General features: G+C 70.0%; 16 protein-coding genes. 3 read left to right on the forward strand and 13 right to left on the reverse strand.

The features are described 5' to 3' along the window. Window positions 1-130: 130 nt before the first annotated feature. The 3 genes from SREC43747_RS0102840 to guaB form a co-directional block, all read right to left on the reverse strand. Window positions 131-1,834: an FAD-dependent oxidoreductase gene (locus SREC43747_RS0102840; RefSeq protein WP_029719643.1), complete on the reverse strand. Its 1,704-nt coding sequence runs from the start codon at window positions 1,832-1,834 to the stop codon at window positions 131-133. Between the two features lie 188 nt (window positions 1,835-2,022). Further along, on the reverse strand, window positions 2,023-3,156 hold the full coding sequence (locus SREC43747_RS0102845; RefSeq protein WP_029719644.1) for a GuaB3 family IMP dehydrogenase-related protein: 1,134 nt from the start codon (window positions 3,154-3,156) through the stop codon (window positions 2,023-2,025). 122 nt (window positions 3,157-3,278) lie between these two features. After that, window positions 3,279-4,790, reverse strand: coding sequence for an IMP dehydrogenase (gene guaB / locus SREC43747_RS0102850; protein ID WP_029719645.1), 1,512 nt, complete (start codon window positions 4,788-4,790; stop codon window positions 3,279-3,281). 242 nt (window positions 4,791-5,032) lie between these two features. On the opposite strand from guaB, the gene SREC43747_RS0102855 reads away from it, so the two are divergent. Then, a complete protein-coding gene (locus tag SREC43747_RS0102855; RefSeq protein WP_029719646.1) occupies window positions 5,033-5,401 on the forward strand; it encodes a DUF5319 domain-containing protein in 369 nt (122 codons plus the stop codon). A 63-nt stretch (window positions 5,402-5,464) separates the two neighbouring features. On the opposite strand, the gene SREC43747_RS0102860 is transcribed toward SREC43747_RS0102855, so the two are convergent. The 4 genes from SREC43747_RS0102860 to SREC43747_RS0102875 form a co-directional block, all read right to left on the reverse strand. Beyond that, window positions 5,465-6,547 (reverse strand): anti-sigma-D factor RsdA, encoded by a 1,083-nt coding sequence (locus SREC43747_RS0102860; protein ID WP_029719647.1) that lies wholly within the window; start codon window positions 6,545-6,547, stop codon window positions 5,465-5,467. Further along, window positions 6,548-7,120 (reverse strand): sigma-70 family RNA polymerase sigma factor, encoded by a 573-nt coding sequence (locus tag SREC43747_RS0102865; protein ID WP_029719648.1) that lies wholly within the window; start codon window positions 7,118-7,120, stop codon window positions 6,548-6,550. It abuts the gene before it with no gap. 525 nt (window positions 7,121-7,645) lie between these two features. Beyond that, entirely contained in the window at window positions 7,646-8,242 is a 597-nt protein-coding gene (locus tag SREC43747_RS0102870) for a response regulator transcription factor (RefSeq protein ID WP_029719649.1), read from the reverse strand. Between the two features lie 309 nt (window positions 8,243-8,551). After that, entirely contained in the window at window positions 8,552-9,637 is a 1,086-nt protein-coding gene (locus tag SREC43747_RS0102875; RefSeq protein ID WP_408005198.1) for a MerR family transcriptional regulator, read from the reverse strand. Window positions 9,638-9,843: 206 nt separating this feature from the next. On the opposite strand from SREC43747_RS0102875, the gene SREC43747_RS0102880 reads away from it, so the two are divergent. Then, on the forward strand, window positions 9,844-10,149 hold the full coding sequence (locus SREC43747_RS0102880; RefSeq protein WP_029719651.1) for a WhiB family transcriptional regulator: 306 nt from the start codon (window positions 9,844-9,846) through the stop codon (window positions 10,147-10,149). 117 nt (window positions 10,150-10,266) lie between these two features. On the opposite strand, the gene groL is transcribed toward SREC43747_RS0102880, so the two are convergent. Further along, window positions 10,267-11,883, reverse strand: a complete 1,617-nt coding sequence (gene groL, locus SREC43747_RS0102885; RefSeq protein WP_029719652.1) for a chaperonin GroEL — start codon at window positions 11,881-11,883, stop codon at window positions 10,267-10,269. Between the two features lie 124 nt (window positions 11,884-12,007). Continuing rightward, on the reverse strand, window positions 12,008-12,298 hold the full coding sequence (gene groES, locus SREC43747_RS0102890) for a co-chaperone GroES (RefSeq protein ID WP_029719653.1): 291 nt from the start codon (window positions 12,296-12,298) through the stop codon (window positions 12,008-12,010). 672 nt (window positions 12,299-12,970) lie between these two features. Between groES and SREC43747_RS0102895 the strand changes: the two genes are divergently transcribed. Beyond that, window positions 12,971-13,510 carry a SanA/YdcF family protein gene (locus SREC43747_RS0102895; RefSeq protein WP_152528299.1) on the forward strand — a complete coding sequence of 180 codons (540 nt, stop codon included), beginning with the start codon at window positions 12,971-12,973 and terminating at the stop codon, window positions 13,508-13,510. Between the two features lie 2 nt (window positions 13,511-13,512). On the opposite strand, the gene tsaD is transcribed toward SREC43747_RS0102895, so the two are convergent. The 4 genes from tsaD to SREC43747_RS0102915 are packed head-to-tail and all read right to left on the reverse strand — an operon-like array spanning window position 13,513 to window position 19,514. Next, on the reverse strand, window positions 13,513-14,565 hold the full coding sequence (tsaD, locus tag SREC43747_RS0102900; protein ID WP_029719655.1) for a tRNA (adenosine(37)-N6)-threonylcarbamoyltransferase complex transferase subunit TsaD: 1,053 nt from the start codon (window positions 14,563-14,565) through the stop codon (window positions 13,513-13,515). Then, complete coding sequence (gene rimI / locus SREC43747_RS0102905; RefSeq protein WP_037331243.1) at window positions 14,562-15,065, reverse strand: ribosomal protein S18-alanine N-acetyltransferase; 504 nt, start codon at window positions 15,063-15,065, stop codon at window positions 14,562-14,564. Before rimI ends, tsaD begins: the two co-directional genes overlap by 4 nt. After that, window positions 15,062-15,721: a tRNA (adenosine(37)-N6)-threonylcarbamoyltransferase complex dimerization subunit type 1 TsaB gene (tsaB, locus tag SREC43747_RS0102910; protein WP_029719657.1), complete on the reverse strand. Its 660-nt coding sequence runs from the start codon at window positions 15,719-15,721 to the stop codon at window positions 15,062-15,064. The genes rimI and tsaB overlap by 4 nt, the downstream gene beginning before the upstream one ends. A 49-nt stretch (window positions 15,722-15,770) precedes the next feature. Then, window positions 15,771-19,514 (reverse strand): glycoside hydrolase family 2 TIM barrel-domain containing protein, encoded by a 3,744-nt coding sequence (locus tag SREC43747_RS0102915; protein ID WP_201768614.1) that lies wholly within the window; start codon window positions 19,512-19,514, stop codon window positions 15,771-15,773. Window positions 19,515-19,582 lie beyond the last annotated feature (68 nt).

The raw sequence follows: 19,582 nt of genomic DNA on the forward strand, positions 1-19,582 counted from the left end.
AACCGGACACGTCGCCGACCTCCTCGCGAGAACGATGAGCTGACCCCATTCTCGCAGGTAGTCGAAGACGCGGCGGCACCCACCCCGCCCGGCGCGGGGTGGGTGGACCGCCTCCGGCCCGCGATCGGGTCTAGACCAGCGGCAGTCGCAGCGCGGCCGGGGCTTCGGCCGGCACCGCCGGGGCCTTCGGCGCCACCGGGGCGACCCGCCGGTAGGGCTCGCCCTGCGGCGGCCGCGGATCGGCCTCCCCCTTGTTCGGCCACATCGAGAACGCCCGCTCGGCCTGGGCGGCGATGGTCAGCGACGGGTTGACGCCGAGGTTCGCGCTGATCGCCGATCCGTCCACGATGGACAAAGTGGGGTGGCCGTAGGCCCGGTGGTAGGGGTCGATCACGCCGTGCTCGGCGTCCTCGCCGATCGGACAACCACCGATGAAGTGCGCCGTCATCGGGATGTCGAAGAGCTCCGCCCACGTGCCGCCGGCGAAACCACCGATCTTCTCCGCCACCCGCTCGTTGGCCTCCTCCCCGACCGGGATGAAGGTGGGGTTCGGCTTCCCGTGCCCCTGCCGGGACGTCAACCGGTAACGCCCGAAGCGGCGCTTGAGCCGGGTGATCAACGAGTTGTCCAAGCTCTGCATGACCAGCAGGATCACGGTGCGCTCGCTCCAGCTGCGCACCCACATCATCCGCAGCGACAGCAGCGGGTGCTTGCGCAAGAACCGGAACCACTGCTTCCAGCGCGGCTCGGGGGAACTGCCCTTGGTCGGCAAGGTCTGCAGCAGCCCCATCGCGTTGGCGCCCTTGGTGTAGCGCACCGGCTCGATGTGCGTGTCCTCGTCGGGGTGGAACGAGGACGTGATGGCCACACCGGTGGAGAAGTCCCGCTCCGGGTCCACATCGGGCATCTGCGCCCCGATGATGGCCTCGGAGTTGGTGCGGGTCAGCTCGCCCAGCTTCGCCGACAACCGCGGCAGGTCCCCGCGCGCCCGGCAGCGGTGCAGCAGGTTCTGGGTCCCCCACGTGCCGGCCGCCACCACCACCTGGTCGGCGGTGAAGATCCGCGGCCGCTTGTTGATCTTCGCCCCGGTGCGCTGGGTGAGGATGCGCCAGCGGCCGTCCTTGCCCTCGGCCAACCGGGTCACGGTGGTCAACGGGAAGATCTGGGCCCCGTTCGCCTCGGCCAGGTAGAGGTAGTTCTTCACCAGGGTGTTCTTGGCGCCCACCCGGCAGCCCGTCATGCAAGCACCGCACTCCGTGCACCCGGTGCGCGCCGGCCCGACCCCGCCGAAGTACGGGTCCGGCACGGTCTCGCCGGGCTTGCCGAAGAACACCCCCACCGGGGTGTGGTGGTAGGTGTCACCGACGCCCATCTCCTCGGCGACCTGCTTGATGACCTTGTCGGCAGCCGTTTCGGTGGGGTTGGTGACCACCCCGAGCATCCGGGTGGCCTGGTCGTAGTAGGGCGCCAGCTCCTCTTCCCAGTCGGTGATGTGCGCCCACTGCGGGTCCTTGTAGAACGGCTTGAGCGGCCGGTAGAGCGTGTTGGCGTAGTTCAGGGAGCCGCCGCCGACACCGGCACCGGCCAGGATGAGGCAGTTGCGCAGCAGGTGGATCCGCTGTATGCCGTAGCAGCCCAGCTGCGGAGCCCACAGGAAGTTCCGCAGGTCCCAGGAGGTCTTGGGGAGTTCGTCATCGGAAAACCGCCGTCCCGCCTCGAGCACCGCGACGCGGTATCCCTTTTCGGTCAGCCGGAGCGCAGCAACACTGCCGCCAAATCCGGAACCGATAACGACGACGTCGAAATCGGTGTTGCTCTCCTGCCGTTCAGCCATGAACGACAGGTTAAACGTAACTACTCATGAGTAGCCAGAGTTTCTCGCGGCGCCCCCGATTGAATCGATTCTTCCGCGCCGGCCGGCCGAAGAACCGTTCCCGAACACCCGAGGCAGAAATGGAAGAAGGGAACTTTTCCGCCACGCTCGGCGGAGAAGTCCCCTTCCTGAAAACCCGACCAGGAGCTTCAGCGGCGCAGCGTCAGCGCGGCCTTCTGGAACTCCTTCAGCTCCCGGTAACCGGTCTTGGCCATCGCCCGGCGCAAACCGCCGAACAAGTTCAGCGTGCCGTACGGATCGCTGCTCGGGCCGTAGAGCACCTTCTCCAGGTCAGCGCCCGCCTCCGAAGCGAAGCCCACGATCTCGCTGCGCGGCAGGCTCGGGTGCGCCGCAGCAGCGGTCCAGTAGTAGCCCTGCCCGGGCGCCTCGGTGGCCTCCGCCAGCGCCTCGCCCAGCATCACCGCGTCCGCGCCGCAAGCGATCGCCTTCGCGATGTCCCCGGAGTAGGACAGGGCGCCGTCGGCGATCACGTGCACGTAGCGGCCACCGGTCTCGTCCAAGTAGTCCCGCCGGGCCGCGGCGGCGTCCGCGATCGCGGTCGCCATCGGCACCCCGATCCCCAGCACCTGGGTGGTGGTGGCCGCCCGGCTCTGCCCGAACCCGACGATCACCCCGGCCGCACCGGTGCGCATCAGGTGCATCGCCGTGCGGTAGTCCCCGACCCCACCGGCGATGACCGGCACGTCGAGCTCGGCGATGAACCGCTTCAAGTTCAGCGGCTCCCCGTCCTTGGCCACGTGCTCGGCCGAAATGATGGTGCCCTGCACCACGAGCACCTCGACACCCGCGGCCAGCAGGTCGGGGGTCAACTCCTCGGCGTGCTGCGGGCTGACCCGCGCCGCCACCGTTACCCCGGAGTCCTTGATCTGCCGGATCGCCTCGGTCAACAGGTCCAGGCGGATGGGCGCCGAGTGCAGCTCCTGCAGCAGGCCCACCGCGACTTCCGGATCGTCGCCCTCCTCAGCGGCCCGGACCACGTCGAACAGCTTCTGCTCGACGTCCTCGTGCCGAGCCCACAGGCCCTCGGCGTTGAGCACTCCCAGGCCGCCCAGCTCGCCGATGCGGACCGCGGTGGCCGGCGACACGATCGCATCGGTCGGGTGCGTGACCAGTGGGATGTCGAACCGGTAGGCATCGATCTGCCACGCCAGCGAAACGTCTTTGGACGACCGGGTGCGCCGTGAAGGCACGATCTCCACATCGTCCAAGTCGTAACCGCGCATGGCCGTGCGACCCATGCCGATCTCAACCTGATCCCGCACCGTCAGTCCTTCCTCGCGGCACCCATGTCCAGCAGACCATTCTCTTCATCCCGCCACCGCGGTCCCGCAGCGGGGGAGGCCAGGTGTCGCCCGGCTCTCCCCGGCGCCACCTGGCCCACCGCTCACCGGGTGAAGTAGTTCGGCGCCTCGACCGTCATCTGGATGTCGTGCGGGTGGCTCTCCTTCAGCCCGGCCGAGGTGATCCGGACGAGCCGGGCGTCCTGCAGCTCGGGGATGCTGCTGGCCCCGGTGTAGCCCATGCCGGCCCGCAGACCACCGACCAGCTGGTGCACCACCTGCGCGAGCGGGCCGCGGAACGGGACCCGCCCCTCGATGCCCTCCGGCACCAGCTTGTCCTCGGAGAGCACGTCGTCCTGGAAGTACCGGTCCTTCGAGTAGGACTTGGCCTGCCCGCGCGACTGCATGGCCCCCAGCGAGCCCATCCCGCGGTAGACCTTGTACTGCTTGCCGTTGACCAGCACCAGCTCGCCCGGGGCCTCGGCGGTCCCGGCCAGCAGGCTGCCCAGCATCACGGTGCTGGCCCCCGCCGCGATCGCCTTCGGGATGTCCCCGGAGTGCTGGATGCCACCGTCACCGATGATCGGCACGCCCGCGGGCCGGCACGCCATCGACGCCTCGTAGATGGCGCTGATCTGCGGCACCCCGACACCGGCCACGACCCGGGTGGTGCAGATGGAGCCCGGGCCCACACCGACCTTCACCGCGTCCGCACCGGCGTCCACCAGCGCCTGCGCCCCGGCCCGGGTCGCCACGTTGCCGCCGATGACGTCCACGGAGTGACCGAGCTCCTTCTTCAGCGCGGCCACCGTCTCCAGCACTGCCCGGGAGTGCCCGTGCGCGGTGTCCACCACCAGCACGTCCACCCCGGCGTCCACCAGGGCCATCGCCCGCTCGTGCGAGTCGGCGCCCACCCCGACCGCGGCACCGACCAGCAACCGGCCGTCCGGGTCCTTGGTGGCGTTCGGGTACTGCTCGGTCTTGACGAAGTCCTTGACGGTGATCAGACCGCGCAGCTTGCCGGCGTTGTCCACGATCGGCAGCTTCTCGATCTTGTGCCGGCGCAGCAGCCCGAGCGCGGCCTCAGCGCTCACCCCCACCTGCGCGGTCACCAGCGGAGCCGCGGTCATCACCTCGCGCACCCGCTTCGTGTGGTCCATCTCGAACCGCATGTCGCGGTTGGTGATGATGCCGACCAGCGTGCCGTCCGGGGCGGTGACCGGCACACCGGAGATCCGGTACCGGGCGCACAGCGCGTCGACTTCAGCCAGGGTGTCGTCCGGCGAGCAGGTGACCGGGTCGGTGACCATGCCCGCTTCGGAACGCTTGACCACCTCGACCTGAGCCGCCTGGTCCTCGACCGACAGGTTGCGCTGCAGGATGCCGACACCGCCCATGCGGGCCATGGCGATGGCCATCCGTGCCTCCGTGACGGTGTCCATCGCGGCCGACACCAGCGGCACTCTCAACCGGATGTTCCGCGACAGCTGCGAGGAGGTGTCCACCTCGCTGGGAACGATGTCGGATTCGTCTGGTAAGAGCAGTACGTCGTCGAAGGTCAGGCCCAGGGTCGCGAATTTCGCCGGGAGACCGGGTGCAGACAGCTCGCTGGTCATACGAGGGATGTGCCTTCCTTCACGTCAGGAGTCCACTGAAGGATGCGGTGGAATTGCGCCGAGCCGGAACGTCGGTAGGTACAACGCGACCACCGGCCTCAAGGATTCCTTACATGATAGAGACGCAGGTCAGTGCCTTCCCGAAGCAGGTGGCCCGACACCGCGAACACCACTGAAACCGCCCCCTGAGGCTACTGGCACCAGACCCAGCCGGTACGGTGCGGGCCGTGTCGCACGATCCGATGCCCCCAGACCCGTTCGCGGGTGACCCGGACGATCCGAGCATGGAGCTCGGGGATCACGACGCCATCTATCCGCCGCTCGGGGAGCAGGAACGCGCCGAGCTGCTGGCGGACCTGGCCGACCTGGCGGTCTACCAGGCGCTGCTGGAGCCGCGCGGCATCCGGGGAATCGTCGTGGACTGCGCGGATTGCGGCGAAGCTCACTACCACGACTGGGAGCTGCTGCGCGCCAGCCTCGAGCAACTGCTGCGGGACGGCCGGATGCGCCCGCACGAACCCGCCTACGACCCAGACCTGAGCCGGTACGTGACGTGGGAGTACTGCCGCGGCTACGCCGACGGCGTCACCGAGATCGAAAGCTCCCGCTGAGAACGACCGGCCGCGGACAGCGATCGGGGTTCCCGGAAGCACCGGGAACCCCGATTTTTCTGCCTACTGGCTGGTCGTCTGCTGCGGGAACAGGCCTTCCCAGCCGCTGGTGGTCGACTCCTCGGACGACCCGCTGGTCTCGCTGGGCGCGGTCGTGGACTCCGAGGGCTGGCTCGACGACGGCGGGGGCGTGGTGATCCCGGTCGGCGACGGGCTCGGCGGCGGTTCGAAGGTCGGCGTGGGCGCCACCGTCGAATCGGGGTCGCCGCCTCCGCCGCCCCAGTCGCCGCTCTGCTCCCGGGTCGGCGTGTACGTGGGAGTTTCCCGCTCCTCCTCCAGCCGAGCGGCCAGCGAAGCGTGCGCCGCGCGCAGGTCCTCCAACCCGTGCTCGGCGTCCACCTGGCGCATCTGCTCCTTGGCGGAGCGCAGCGCGGCTTCCGCCGCCTCCCGGTCGCCCTGCTCCAGCAGGTCCTCGGCGGTGCGCAGGTTCTCCCGCGCCGAGGTGGCCGCCTGCACGGCCTGGGCGTGGTCGGTGTAGAGGACTTGCGCCACACCCCAGAGCATGTCGCCGGGAAGCGCGTCGCGAGCTGCCACGCCGACACCGGTGAACGCGATCATCAGCACGGCAGCGGCGGACGCCACCGGGACCAGGTGGCGGCGCCGGAGCCGTCGGCGCGGGCGGCGGCCTTCCGCGATCGCGGCGGCCGCGGTGTCCACGTCGACCAGGTCGCCGATCGGCACCGCGTCCACGTCCTGGCGCCAAGCCACCAGGAGTTCTTCCAGACTGGGGCCGTCGTCACCAGCGCTGCCCGGAACGTCGGGGTTGGTCCCGCCGAGCGCGTCCAGCAGCGCGTCGTCCGCCTGCAGCGCGGCCAGGTCGATCGGTTCGCTGTCCTCGTCCAGCTCGTCGGCCTCAGCCAAGGGTTCCTCGTCGTCGTTCTCCCGCCGCCGGAACGGCAGCACCTCGGCGCCGCCAGCAGCGGTTTCGGAATCTTCCGCGGCGAGCTCGGTGGCCCCGGACTCGGCTGAGTCAGAAACCCCGTGGTCAGCTACGTGCTCAACACCGCTCGAACGGTCTTCCTGCTGGCTGGACTCAACAGGGTCGCGTCCTTCCTTCTCCCCCTCGGGCCCACTCCGCTCAGCCAATCAGACCACCTCCTCCGCGGACAGCGTCTTCCGCAGCCGGGCCAACGCGCGGTGCTGCGCCACGCGCACCGCGCCCGGCGTCGAACCGACCGCTTCGGCGGTTTCCTCCGCGGACAACCCGACGACCACCCGGAGCAGCAGGATTTCCCGCTGCTTCTCCGGGAGGACGCGAAGTAGTTGCGCCATCCTGCCCGAAAGCTCACCCTGCATGGCTCGCTGTTCCGGTCCGGCTTCCGACTCCGGTGTGTCCGGTATATCGGCCACCGGCTCCGAACGGTTACGAGCCAGTGCACGGTGCGCATCAGCCACTTTGTGCGCAGCGATGCCGTACACGAACGCCAGAAAGGGGCGGCCTTGGTCCTTGTACGTGGGCAGCGCGGTCAGCACCGCCAGGCACACCTCTTGAGCGACGTCGTCCGCCGAAGCGAACGACCGCTCGGCTCGCCCAACTCTGGCGCGGCAGTACCGCACCACCAAAGGACGGATTTCAGCCAGCAAGCGCTCGATCGACTGACGATCGCCGTCGACGGCGGCGCTTACAAGAGCGTCCAGCCCGTCCCCCACGTTGGTCATCGCAGACAGCAGCCCCGGTGTTACGCGTTAAGCGACTTGAAGTTCCCGGCAGACTTCGCGTGCGCTGCACGCGGCGCCGAAGTCACCGTACCGGGCAATGATCTGACACTGAACGGGGAGTGGGAGCAGCAGGGGTCAGTCGTCACCTTTTCACACTTACCAGAAATTGGCGGAAAAGGTGTTTGCCGAGGCGAGAGCGGTCGCTTCGGCGACCACTGCCCGGATGAGAAGAGGCGGCCCGGCCGCCGCGGGGAACCGCGCCGCCGGACCGGGGTGCCGTCGAGCCAGCAGTTGCAGGAGTGCGAGGTTTTTACTTTTCGTCTTGGTCGTCCACCGGGCGACGCGGGGCGTGTTTCGCGTCACCTCCGCCGGAAACCGAACTGGTTCAGCCCCTCAAGAGGTGACGCGGATCACAGCACTTCAGATAACGCCGGACTTCGATCGTCGCCCTCGCCGGACGCCGCCCGACCGAACGACCACCAGCGCGCAGGTCGGGTAATCGGCCCGCGGGGAGCGCGCCGCTCCTCACGCCACGAGACCGCGGCGGAACCCGTGGGCCACCGCCTGCGCCCGGTCGCGCACGCCGAGCTTGCGGAACAGGCGCCGAGCGTGGGTCTTGACCGTGTCCTCGGACAGGTAGAGTTCCCGCCCGATCTGGCCGTTGCTCTTGCCCTGGCTCATGCCGCGGAGCACTTGCAGCTCGCGCTCGGTGAGCTGCACGCCAGGGTCCGACGGCTGCCGCGGAGCCGGGACCGAAGTGCTGGCCAGCGTGTGCGCCAGTGCCGCCACCAGTTCCGGACGGGAGGCGTCCCAGCGGAGGTAGCCGCGCGCTCCGCCGGCGATCGCCGCCGCGATGCTCGCCGCGTCGTCCGGGGCGCCGAAGACGATCACGTTGGCTTGCGGGTGGGCGGACACGAGCCGTCGAGTGGCCTCCACCCCGTTCGGCACGGCGCGCTGGGTTCCGACCAACACGACGTCCACTGCTTGCCGGGAATAGCGAGCCAGCAGCTCGTCGCCGTGGGCGACGCAGTCGATCCGGCTCACTCCGGGGACAGCTGACATCACGCGAGTGAGCCCCTCCCGGACGCTCCGTCGGTCATCGCAGATCAGGACCGTCGTCACGGGAACTCCTTCCTGCAGGCGAGTGACGTTTCACCATCCCCTATCGGACGCCGCGAGCGAAACCTTGACACGATCCGGTGCTTAATATGGCTGGATTTCCGGCAACCCCAGGTTTGAAACCGGGTCACCAGAACGGAGCAGACCCCCGCCGAGATCACTCCGCACCGCTTCCGAGCGATCACGTACAGCCGCCGTACCTGCGGTATTGCCCCAAAGCTGACACTGCTTCGGATCACTTCACTCGGACGGAGCGAACCGGTACGCCGCACTCATGAACCTATGTGTGATTTACATCACACCAAGATCGGCTCAGTCCAGCACCAGGCCGGCGACCCGGGCCACCGCGGTGTCCAGCGAGTCGAGGAATTCCACGTGACCGGGCAATTCGGCCGGGTTCCAACCGCGCCCAGCGGCGAAGACCCTGGAGCGCTGCCGGGTGTGCGGAACGTCCTCCAGCACCCGCGGAGCGGCGTAGCGCGACCGCTCCGCCCAGAGCACCACGGCGGCCGGCGCCGAGCGGCGCACCGCGGCGGCCAACCCCTCGCTGGGCAGCGCCGAACCGAACAGCTGGTGCCCGACCTCCGCCGCGGCCAGCGCGGCCGCCAGGGCCACCAGCTCGAGCTCCCGGGACTCCCCGGGGACCGGAGCCAGCACCACCGGACGCGGATTGCGCGGAGCGGGGGCGTTCGCGATCACCGCCCGCAGCGCGGTCTCCGCGCACTCGACCAGCAGCTGGAGCACTTCGACGCCGAGCCCGGTGCGCTGCCGGCGTTCGGCCACCGCCCGCAGCACCGGCCGGAGCACGCCGTTCCAGGTCTGCACCACGCCGTCGGAGGCCAGCGATTCGGCGAGCAGCTGCTGCATGGCCCTGGCGTCCAGGGACAGCGCGGCCCTCCCGAGCCCCCTGGCGCGCGGCCCGGCACCGGAGAGCTTCAGCTTCCCGCCGCCGGTGGGGGTCCCCTCCTCGAAAGGCCCCGGGGCGTCTTCCACCACCCCGGACAGCAGCAGCGGCTCAGCAGGACCACCGGGCTCGGTGCCGGTGTCCGCGCCGTGCCCGCGCGGCAGCGGCGGGGTGGCGGCGCGGGCGTAGCGCGCCGCTTCGGCCGGGGTCGCTCCGCGCAGCAGCGCGCGCTGCATCAGTTCCAGCCGGGCGACGTCCTCCGGACCGTAACGGCGGTGCCGACCGCTGGTGTGGTCGCTGGGCCCGAGTCCGTACCGGCGGTCCCAGGTGCGCAGCGTGGCCGGTGCGACACCGAGCCGCCTGGCCACCGCCGCGACGGTCAGCTTCGGCTCGTCCTGCTGGCTCTGAGCGGCTTGCGGGGCTGCCGTTCCGGGCCGGCGGGCAGTGCGGTTGTCGGCGTCCTGCCCCTGCTCTGGTTCCGGCCGAGTTGTCACGCGGGACATGTTCCGGATCCAACCACGGCCGGGCAAGCCAGGTGAGTAGCCGATCTTCGTGAAACCAGATCACCCCAATGATGAACAGCTTTTGGCGCGAAACGGTTGAACAAGTTTTGGCGCGGTTCTACGGTCAGATCAGCGAGCGCTGCGACAGCAGGAGTCGCAGTTGGGAGGGGACCCACCACTGGGAGGTGGTTAGCGCAATGGCAGACACTCGCCGTCTTCCAGGGCCGAACGCCGACATCTGGGACTGGCAGATCCGTGGCGCCTGCCGAGGCATGGACAGCGCCTACTTCTTCCACCCGGACGGCGAGCGCGGCCCCGCGCGGGCACGGCGCGAAGCGAAGGCAAAAGAGGTGTGCCAGCACTGCCCGGTGATCGTCCAGTGCCGGCAGCACGCGTTGACGGTCCAGGAGCCCTACGGGATCTGGGGCGGTTTGTCCGAATCCGAACGAGAAATGATCATCAAGGCGCGGAAGCGGCAGCAGCAGATGGCCGCAGCGGGCTGACGACCGCACCTGCACACCCACGAGACGTCATCCAGCCACTCGACCGAGCCAGGAAGAAGGCGCGAAAAAAGGGGCGGCACCGATCCGGGTGCCGCCCCTCGCAGAGTCCGAGCGCGCTCAGTGCGCGTGACCGTGACCGTGACCGGCCTCGGCTTCCTCCTCCTCCGGCTTGTCCACCACAGCGCTTTCCGTGGTGAGCACCATGCGGGCGATGGAAGCCGCGTTGGCGACCGCCGAGCGGGTCACCTTCACCGGGTCCACGATGCCCTCCTTGGCCAGCTCGACGTACTCGCCGGTGGCCGCGTTGAAGCCGTGGCCCCACTCCTGCTCGCGGACCTTGGACACCACCACAGCGCCCTCGTGGCCGGCGTTGCTGGCGATCCAGTACAGCGGGGCCTCCAGAGCGGTGCGCAGCAGCTGAACACCGGTGGCCTCGTCGCCGGTCAGCCCGAGGTTGCCGTCGAGCACCTTGGAGGCGTGCACCAGCGCGGCACCGCCACCCGGCACGCTGCCCTCCTCGGCCGCGGCCTTGGCCGCCGAAACCGCGTCCTCGATGCGGGACTTGCGCTCCTTGAGCTCGGTCTCGGTGGCCGCACCGACCTTGATCACCGCCACGCCGCCGGCCAGCTTCGCCAGCCGCTCCTGCAGCTTCTCGCGGTCCCAGTCGGAATCGGTGGCCTCGATCTCCTTGCGCAGCTGCTCGGCGCGCGCCTGCACGTCCTCGGCGCTGCCGCCACCGTCCACAATGGTGGTGCTGTCCTTGGTGACGGTCACCCGGCGAGCGGTGCCGAGCACCTCGGTGCCGACCTCGGAGAGCTTGAGGCCGACCTCGGAGGAGACGACCTGGGCGCCGGTGGCGATGGCCAGGTCCTCCAGGAACGCCTTGCGGCGGTCACCGAAGTACGGGGCCTTGACCGCGACGACCTTCAGCGTCTTGCGGATCGCGTTGACGGTCAGGGTCGACAGCGCCTCGCCCTCGACGTCCTCGGCGATGACCAGCAGCGGCTTGTTGTCCTGGACGATCTTCTCCAGCAGCGGCAGCAGCTCCTGGAGGTTGGAGATCTTCTCCCGGTGCAGCAGGATCTGGGCGTTCTCCAGCACCGCTTCCTGCCGCTCGGAGTCGGTCACGAAGTGCGGCGAGATGAAGCCCTTCTCGAACTGCAGACCTTCGGTGATCTCCAGCTCGGTGGCCAGTGTGGAGGATTCCTCGATGCTGACCACACCGTCCTCGCCGACCTTCTCCATCGCCTCGCCGATCAGGGCGCCGACGGTTTCGTCCCGCGAGGAGACGGTGGCGATCTGGGCGATGTTGTCGCGACCCTTCACCGGGGTGGCCTTCTGCTTCAGCTCGTCGACGACGGCCTCCGCAGCGGCCTGCACACCGCGGTTGAGAGCGGTCGGGTTGGCGCCGGCGGCCAGGTTCCGCAGCCCCTCCTTGACCAGGGCCTGCGCGAGCACGGTGGCCGTGGTGGTGCCGTCACCGGCCACGTCGTTGGTCTTGGTGGCGGCGTTCTTGGCCAGCTGGGCGCCGAGGTCTTCGAACGGGTCGGGCAGCTCGATCTCTCGAGCGATGGTCACGCCGTCGTTGGTGACTTGCGGCCCACCGAACTTCTTGTCCAGCACGACGTAGCGACCCTTGGGGCCCAAGGTCACCTTCACCGCGTCGGCCAGCTGGTTGACGCCGCTTTCCAGCGCCCGGCGCGCGTTTTCGTCGAAGGAGATCTGCTTAGCCATGTTTCAACAGCCCTTCTGGAATTCCTGATCGGTCAGTCGGGGAACGGAGGTCCCGACATGCGACCGCCCCGGGGGTCCCGCGGTCGGGACCGCCGGGGCGGCATGCGCTCGCACGTTGCGGTCGTCAGTTGACGACGGCCAGCACGTCGCGGGCGGAGAGGATCAGGTACTCCTCGCCGTTGTACTTGACCTCGGTGCCGCCGTACTTGGAGAAGATGACCACGTCACCTTCCTTCACATCCAGCGGGATGCGGTTGCCCTTGTCATCAACGCGACCCGGGCCAACGGCCAGAACTTTGCCCTCCTGGGGCTTTTCCTTGGCGGTGTCCGGGATCACGATGCCGGACGCAGTCGTCGTCTCGGCCTCGCTCGCCTGGACAACGATCCTGTCCTCAAGCGGCTTAATGCTCGCCACGGTGTGACCTCCACCTTCTGGGGCCTTCGAAGCGTTGGCTGGATTCACGACGGCTCCGTGGCTCCCCGCCGTCGCGGGTGCCGGGGCGCTCCGGCGCCGTTCAACTAGCACTCTACCGAGGAGAGTGCCAACGCTCAACAACTACCGCCCCGCGCAAGCCCACGTCGGGACGGGTGGTGGCGCGCAGTTCACCCGCTCGCGATCGCGCCGAAGGGCACCGGGGGCTCGCGGCGCGGGCGCACCGGAAGATCCACCCCGGCATCCGTGCTCGCTCGGTCACACCGCGTGGCGCTCCCCCTCGCGGCGCTCCTGCCTGCGAAGTTGTAACCAGCGATCTACTTTTCGTGATCTTCGCTGGTAGATCGGCATGCGGCAAATTTCACCAATACGCCCGTTCGGGTTACAAGCGGCTGCTTCGTGCTCTAGGTTCTGGGGCCATGCCAGCACGGTCCAAACCAGCGAACCGGCCCTGGGAGAGACGTCCGCGACCCTCCCGTCCTCCCGGCCCGCCAGCCCCGCCCACCCGGGGCAGCTGGCGTCCCAAGTAGCCGGAGCAGCCACCGCCCCGCCCGGGTCGGGCATCCCGCTCCACCACCACCGGCGTGCTGGCACACTTGGTCCGTGCACGGACTGCGGGTGGCCCTCGGGGCGCTTATTGGTTTCGGTGTGCTGATGTTGTTGCCGCCAGCGTGGGCCCACGTCCGCAGCGCTCGGCGGATCCGCAGCACGACGGACGTGCCGGAGACCGACGTCGCCCTGGTCCTGGGCGCCGGGGTGCGCTGGGACGGTCAACCCAGCCGGATCCTGCGCGGCCGGCTGGTCGTCGCCCGCCAGCTGTTCGACAGCGGCAAGGTGCGCCGCATCATCGTCAGCGGCAGCCCCTGCTCCCGCGGCCACAGTGAACCGGTGACGATGCGGAATTTCCTCGTCAGCGAGGGAATTCCGCCGGAAGCCATCATCATCGACGAGTCCGGAACGGACACCTGGCGGTCCTGCCGGCGAGCCGCCGAGGAGTTCGGGCTGCGCGAAGTCACCGTGGTGACCACGAAGTTCCACCTGCGCCGAGCCATCGCGCTGTGCCGGCGGATGGGCATCGACGCCTACGGCGTCGGCCACGACGCGGCGGCCGAGGGGCTCCGCCGGGTGTCGGCGCGCGGCGCGCGGCGGGAACTGCTGGCCACCGTCAAGGCCTTCTGGCTCAGCCACCGGTGAGGTCACTGCACCACGAGGGTTCCCACCGGCAGCCCCGGATCGGCCGGCATGTCCAGCGGTGAGGGCTTCGCCCCGGCGGCGATCACGTGCGCCCCCAGTGCGGCGATCATCGCCCCGTTGTCGGTGCACAGCCGAGGACGCGGTACGCGCAGGGTGATCCCGGCTTCCCGGCAGCGCTGAGCGGCCAGTTCCGACAGCCGCGAATTGGCCGCCACCCCACCGGAGATCACCAGGGTGTCCACCTCCAGTTCGCGGGCGGCCCGCACCGCCTTCGCGGTCAGCACGTCCGCCACCGACTCCTGGAAGGAAGCGCACACGTCGGCCACCGGGATCTCCCGCCCGTCCCGCTGCGCGGTCTCCACCCAGCGGGCCACCGCGGTCTTCAGCCCGGAGAACGAGAAGTCGAACTCGGGGTCGCGCGGACCGGTCAACCCGCGCGGGAAGTCGATCGCCTCGGGATTCCCCGCCTTGGCCTGCTCGTCGATGGGCGGACCGCCCGGGTACGGCAGGTCGAGGACGCGGGCGACCTTGTCGTAGGCCTCCCCCGCGGCGTCGTCGATGGTGGTGCCGATTTCGGTGATCTTCTCCGCGATGCCCTCCACGAGCAGCAACTGGGTGTGCCCGCCGGAAACCAGCAGGGCCAGGCAGCGGTCCGGCAGCGGCCCGTGCTCGAGGGTGTCCACCGCGACGTGCCCCGCCAGGTGGTTCACCCCGTACAGCGGCACCTGCAGGGCGCTGGCGTAGGCCTTGGCCGCGGCCACGCCCACCATCAGCGCGCCCGCCAGACCGGGCCCCGCGGTGACCGCCACCGCATCCACATCGGACAGCTTCAGGCCGGACTCGTCCAACGCCTGGCGCATGGTCGGGACCATGGCTTCCAGGTGGGCTCGACTGGCGATCTCCGGAACGACCCCGCCGAACCGGGCGTGCTGGTCGACGCTGGAGGCGACCGCGTCCGCCAACAGCTCGACCGAGCCGTCAGCGGCCAGCCGAACCAACCCCACCCCGGTCTCATCGCACGAGCTCTCGATGCCGAGCACGATCCGGTCGGTCATCCCGATCCCTCCGCGTCCTTCCGCTGGCCCGGCGGCAGCCGCCGCATGGTGTGCGCGTCCGCCCCCGAAGGCTGGTAGTAGTTCCGGCGCAGCCCGACGATCTCGAAGCCGTGCGCCCGGTAGAGCCCGATCGCGGGCTCGTTGTCGGTGCGCACTTCCAGGAAGGTGGTGGCCTGGTACTCGTCGGCCCGGGCGAGCAGGGCCCGCAACAGCGCTTTGCCGACCCCCCGACCTTGGTGCGCCGGATCGACACCGATGGTGTGGACCTCCGCTTCCGCGTACGGGGGCCGCCCGAGCAGCGCCAGTCCGGCATATCCGATGAGCCGGTCCTCTTCATCGTAGGCACCCAGGTAGTAGTGCCCGAAGTCGAGTTCAGCGGCGAAGGCCTGCTCGCTCCACGGGTCGTCCTCGGCGAAGAGCACCTGCTCCAGCTCGGCGCAGCGCTTGATGTCCCGGCGCCGCAGCTTGAGCACCCGGGGCGGGGCGGGCTGGTCGGTCACCGCTCCCCCACGGCCAGCACGGACTTGCGCTTCCCCGGCGTGTCGGCGTCCGGTCGCCGCAGGTACAGCGGCACCAGCGGAGCCGGTTCCGCGCCGGACAGCAACTGCGAGCGGGCTGCGGAGACCAGCCCGGCCGGCGTCGGGTGGCGCGGCTGCACCGGCTCGAGGCCGACCGCTTCGGCCATCTCCCCGGCCGCCGAGCCGATGCCCAGGTCCGGCAGGTCGGCCGGCCGGTTGACGTGCGGGCCGTGCGTGCGCTCGCCGGCCTCGTCGTAAGCCGCCCAGTAGACCTCCTTGCGCCGGGCGTCGGTGGCGACGACCACCGGGGTCACCTCCGCCTGCGCCGCGATGGCGTCCAGGCTGCACACCGGGTGCACCGGGCGGTCGCCGGCCTGCCCCAGGGCCGCGGCGGTCACCATCCCCACGCGGAGACCGGTGAACGGGCCCGGCCCGCAGCCGACGACCACCGCGTCCGCGTCGGCCAGCTCCCGTCCGGCCTCGGCGAGGGCCTCCAGCAACTGCGGCATGAGCAGTTCACCGTGCGCCCGGGGGTTGACCGTCACGCGCTCGGCGAGGGTGCGCAGGCCGGTTCCGGTCAGTTCGACCACCCCCGCGGTGACCGCGGGGGTCGACGTGTCCAGCGCAATGATGAGCACGGTTGCTCAGCGTACGTCAGCGCTGGTCACCCGGGCCGATGCCCCTCGCTCAGGGCACCGGGCGGAGCGTGACCGAGTAGCTGTGCTGCTGGTCCGGCGCCACCCGGTACTCCGGCTGCACCGGCACCGGGGTGTCGCCCAGCCCGGTCACCGCTGCGCTCACGTGCAGCGTGACGAAGTCGTCCCGGCGCAGCTGGTGGGCGAAGTCGGTGCGCTCGGCGTTGCTGAACCGGTCGGCAGCGATCGCCAACCGGTCGCCGGACACCTGCAGCCCGCCCCGGTCCCCGGACAGCACCGCCCACCAGGTGTCGGTCTTGACCCCGTTGTCCTGGGGCGGCAGGAAGTCGAACCAGGACTCGTCCACGGTCTGCGACCAGCGCCCGATGTGCTGGGCGTCCTTCCGGTCCGGGTACGACTCGCCGGGCCCGCGCCCGTACCAGTCGAGCTGGCCGAAGCTGTCCGGAACGGCCATCGACATGCCCACCCGCGGCAACCACGGGAGCGCGCGCATCCGCTCCCCGTACGCGTCCACCTGGTGGTCGATGGTGATCGCCCCGGTGCCGTCCACCGTGTAGACCCACGTGCTGCGGAACCCGTCGTCCGGCACGTCGGGCGCGGACACGTCGGTGCGCACGCTCACCCGCACCTGGTCCGGGGCCGGTTGGCTGACGGTGAAGTCGGTGACCTCGGTGCGCAGCCGGTCCAGGCCGACGGCCCGGAACTGCGCTTCGGGGGCCAGCCCGCTCCAATCGCTCCACTCGTTGCCGATGGGCGCGCGGAAGACGTCCAGCTGCGGGCCGCGCACCAGGTGCTGCTGGCCGTTCGCGGTCATCCCGGTGAGCGTTCCGGCCTCGCGGTCGAAGGTGTAGGTGAAGTCCGGGGCGGAGACCTCCACCGCGTTGCCGTGCTCGTGGACCGCCAACGGCTGGGGCTCGCCGCCGCTCTCCGGTGGTGGCGGCGGTTGGGTGCCACCGGCCGGCAGCTGTTCGGTGGCGACCAGGTGTCCGCGCGGCACGCCCGGCGCGTCGGCGCGCTGGCGCGCCTCCAGGACGAGGTACCGCTGGGTCCCGCCGGCGGGTGGCAGGTCCAGTTCGACCAGTTGCTGCTGCCCCGGGCCGACGACCACGTCCAGCGCGCCGGAGGCGATGTCGCGTCCGCCTTCGACGAGCCGCCAGGTCAGGTCGTAGGCCTCGGTGGTCAGCGTGTGGTTGCGGTTGTGCACGCGGAACTCGCCGGGTTCTCCGGTGCCTTCGAAGCGCACCGGGGCGTGGCTGTAGGCCAGCTGGGCCAGTTCCGGTTGCGGGGTGCGGTCGGCGTTGACCAGGCCGTTGACCACGAAGTTGGAGGACCCGTAGTCGAGGAACTCGCCGTTCTGCTGCTCGGTTTCGAAGTCCAGGGCGAGCACCGCGCGCTCCGCCGGGTCGTCTTCGAGCTGCTGCCGGGTGAGCGCGGTGTCGTAGACGCGCACCGAGTCGACGACGGCGTGGGCGGTGCGCCCGGCGAAGCTGTCCCCGTGCTTCTCCTGGTTGCGGCCGATGGACGCGGTGTACATCGTGTTGGCGGCGATCTCCCCGCGGTACGGGGTGGCGGCCACCTGTTCGCCGTCCAGGTGGAGCCGCACCTGCTCGCCGTCGTAGACGCCGCTCAGCCGGTGCCAGTTCCCCCACCAGTCGTCGGGGATCCGCACCCGGGCGGTGTGCCAGTCGTCCTCGCCGTAGACGAAGAACTCGACGTGTTCGGGGTCGGGCATCTGCAGCGCCCACTGCTTGTCGCCTTTGGACAAGAAGGTCCCGGATCCTTGCCAGGACAGGGGTTTGACCCACATGTCCAGGGTCACCTGGCGTCCGGTGATGTCCAGCGCCGGGTCCCGGTAGGCCTCCACCCAGTCGTCCAAACCGGACAGCAGGAGGCCGTTGCCGGAGACCCCGGGCACGGGTCGGGGGTTGCCGCCGTAGTGCACCGGGATGTTCGCCGGCGTGGTGCGCAGCGGTCGGTAGAGCCCCTGGTCGACCCAGTCCCAGACGAATCCGCCCTGCAGCGCCGGTTCCCGGCGGATGGTGCGCCACATGTCCTCGTAGTGGCCGAGGCTGTTCCCCATGGCGTGCAACCACTCGCCCATGACCACCGGCTTGGTGGTCTCGTCGGCGATCTCCTCGAGCCGCTGCGGTGACGGGTAGCGCGGTCCCCAGATGTCGGCGTACGGGGCGTCGCCGTCGGGCGAGTTGGACTGGTGGTACAGCGGCCGGGTCGGGTCGGTGGCGCGGGCGTGCTCGGCCATGGCGTAGTGCGCTGCGCCGAGCCCGGCTTCGTTGCCGGTGTCCCAGATGATCACGCTGGGGTGGTTCTTGTCGCGTTCCAGCAGGGCGTGGAACCGGTCGGCGAAGGCGGCCTGCCACTCCGGCCGGTCGGCGAGGCAGTCGTCGACCGGGTTGGAGCAGTCCTCCCGGTAGTGGGTTTCGACGTCGACCTCGTCGGCCAGCAGGATCCCGTGGTGGTCGGCCAGGCGGTACCAGTACGGGTCGTTCGGGTAGTGCGAGGTGCGGACCGCGTTGATGTTGTGCTGGCGCAGGAGTTCGACGTCCTGCTGCTGCCGCTGGCGGCTGACGGCGCGACCGGTGCGGGGGTCGTGCTCGTGCCGGTTGACCCCGCGCAGCTCCACCGGTTTTCCGTTGAGCAGCAGCTGCTCGTCGCGCACTTCGACGCTGCGGAAGCCGACCGGTTGCTGGGTGGTGTGCACGACCTGTCCGTTGTGGAGCAGTTCCAGCACCGCGGTGTACAGGTGCGGGGTCTCATCGCTCCACAGCCGCGGGGCGGCCACGTGCTGCGCGAGTTCCGCGGAAGCGGTTTCCCGGTCCACCACCACGGGTTCGCTGACTTCGGCCACCCGGTTCCCGTCCGGGTCGTAGAGGGTGGCGCGCAGTTCGTGGCGCCCGGTGGTGCCGCCGGGCAGGTGGCGCAGCTCCGCTCCCAGCCGCAGGGTGGCGTCGGTGTAGGTGTCGTCCAGCTCGGTGCGGACGGTGACGTCCTCGAGGTGGGTGCGGGGAACGCTGTAGAGGTGCACTTCCCGGAAGATCCCGGAGAAGTGCCAGAAGTCCATGTTCTCCAGGTAGGAGCCGGAGCTCCACCGGTGCACCTGGACGGCGATGGTGTTGGTGCCGGGCCGCAGGTGCGGGGTGACGTCGAATTCGGCCGGGGTGTAGCCGCCCTGGTCGTAGCCGACGTAGTGGCCGTTGACCCAGACGAAGTAGCCGCTGGTGACGCCTTCGAACCGGAGCAGCTGGCGGCGCCCCGCCCAGTGCTCCGGGAGTTCGAACTGCTTGCGGTAGGCCCCGGTGGGGTTGATGTCGTCGGGCACCTCCGGTGGGCGGTAGGGCGCGATCTCGGAGGAGACGTTGCGGTAGATGGGCCGGTCGTAGCCCTGCTGCTGCCACACCCCGGGCACGTCCACGGCGTCCCACTCCCCGCTGCCCCGCTGCCAGCCGGCCGGGAGGTCCCGGTAGTGGTCGGCGTACTGGAACTGCCACCGGCCGTTCAGCGACAGCGTCCACGGGGTGGGTTCGTCGGCCGGGGCGAAGAGGTCCTCGCGGGCGCTGCGCAGGGCTTGTTCGGCGTCGGCGTAGGGGCGCAGGAAGGCGTGCGGAGGCTGTTGGCCTTCCCCGGTGCGCTGCGGGTCTTCCAGGTAGGACTCGATCTCGGCGGGATCGCTGGGACCGTCGACCGGCTGGGCGTGGGCTGCCGGGAGCAACAGCCCGGCGGTGACCGCCAGGGTGGCGAGCAGGACGGCAGGGTGCATTCGCCTCCGCATGATCCCTCCGCAGCAGCACTATGTGTTTTTTTGTTCAAAAATGTCTGTTGCTGTTG

It is taken from the genome of Saccharopolyspora rectivirgula DSM 43747, assembly GCF_000497205.1.
In the GTDB taxonomy this organism is placed as follows: Bacteria; Actinomycetota; Actinomycetes; order Mycobacteriales; family Pseudonocardiaceae; genus Saccharopolyspora; species Saccharopolyspora rectivirgula.

Excerpts from the sequence above, each read along its gene's own strand:
- SREC43747_RS0102895 (WP_152528299.1), top strand. The coding sequence starts at position 12,971 with ATGTTGTTGCCGCCAGCGTGGGCCCACGTCCGCAGCGCTCGGCGGATC.
- SREC43747_RS0102915 (WP_201768614.1), bottom strand. The coding sequence starts at position 19,514 with ATGCACCCTGCCGTCCTGCTCGCCACCCTGGCGGTCACCGCCGGGCTG.
- groL (WP_029719652.1), bottom strand. The coding sequence starts at position 11,883 with ATGGCTAAGCAGATCTCCTTCGACGAAAACGCGCGCCGGGCGCTGGAA.
- SREC43747_RS0102865 (WP_029719648.1), bottom strand. The coding sequence starts at position 7,120 with ATGACCAACGTGGGGGACGGGCTGGACGCTCTTGTAAGCGCCGCCGTC.
- SREC43747_RS0102840 (WP_029719643.1), bottom strand. The coding sequence starts at position 1,834 with ATGGCTGAACGGCAGGAGAGCAACACCGATTTCGACGTCGTCGTTATC.
- tsaD (WP_029719655.1), bottom strand. The coding sequence starts at position 14,565 with ATGACCGACCGGATCGTGCTCGGCATCGAGAGCTCGTGCGATGAGACC.
- guaB (WP_029719645.1), bottom strand. The coding sequence starts at position 4,790 with ATGACCAGCGAGCTGTCTGCACCCGGTCTCCCGGCGAAATTCGCGACC.
- SREC43747_RS0102855 (WP_029719646.1), top strand. The coding sequence starts at position 5,033 with ATGCCCCCAGACCCGTTCGCGGGTGACCCGGACGATCCGAGCATGGAG.
- SREC43747_RS0102880 (WP_029719651.1), top strand. The coding sequence starts at position 9,844 with ATGGCAGACACTCGCCGTCTTCCAGGGCCGAACGCCGACATCTGGGAC.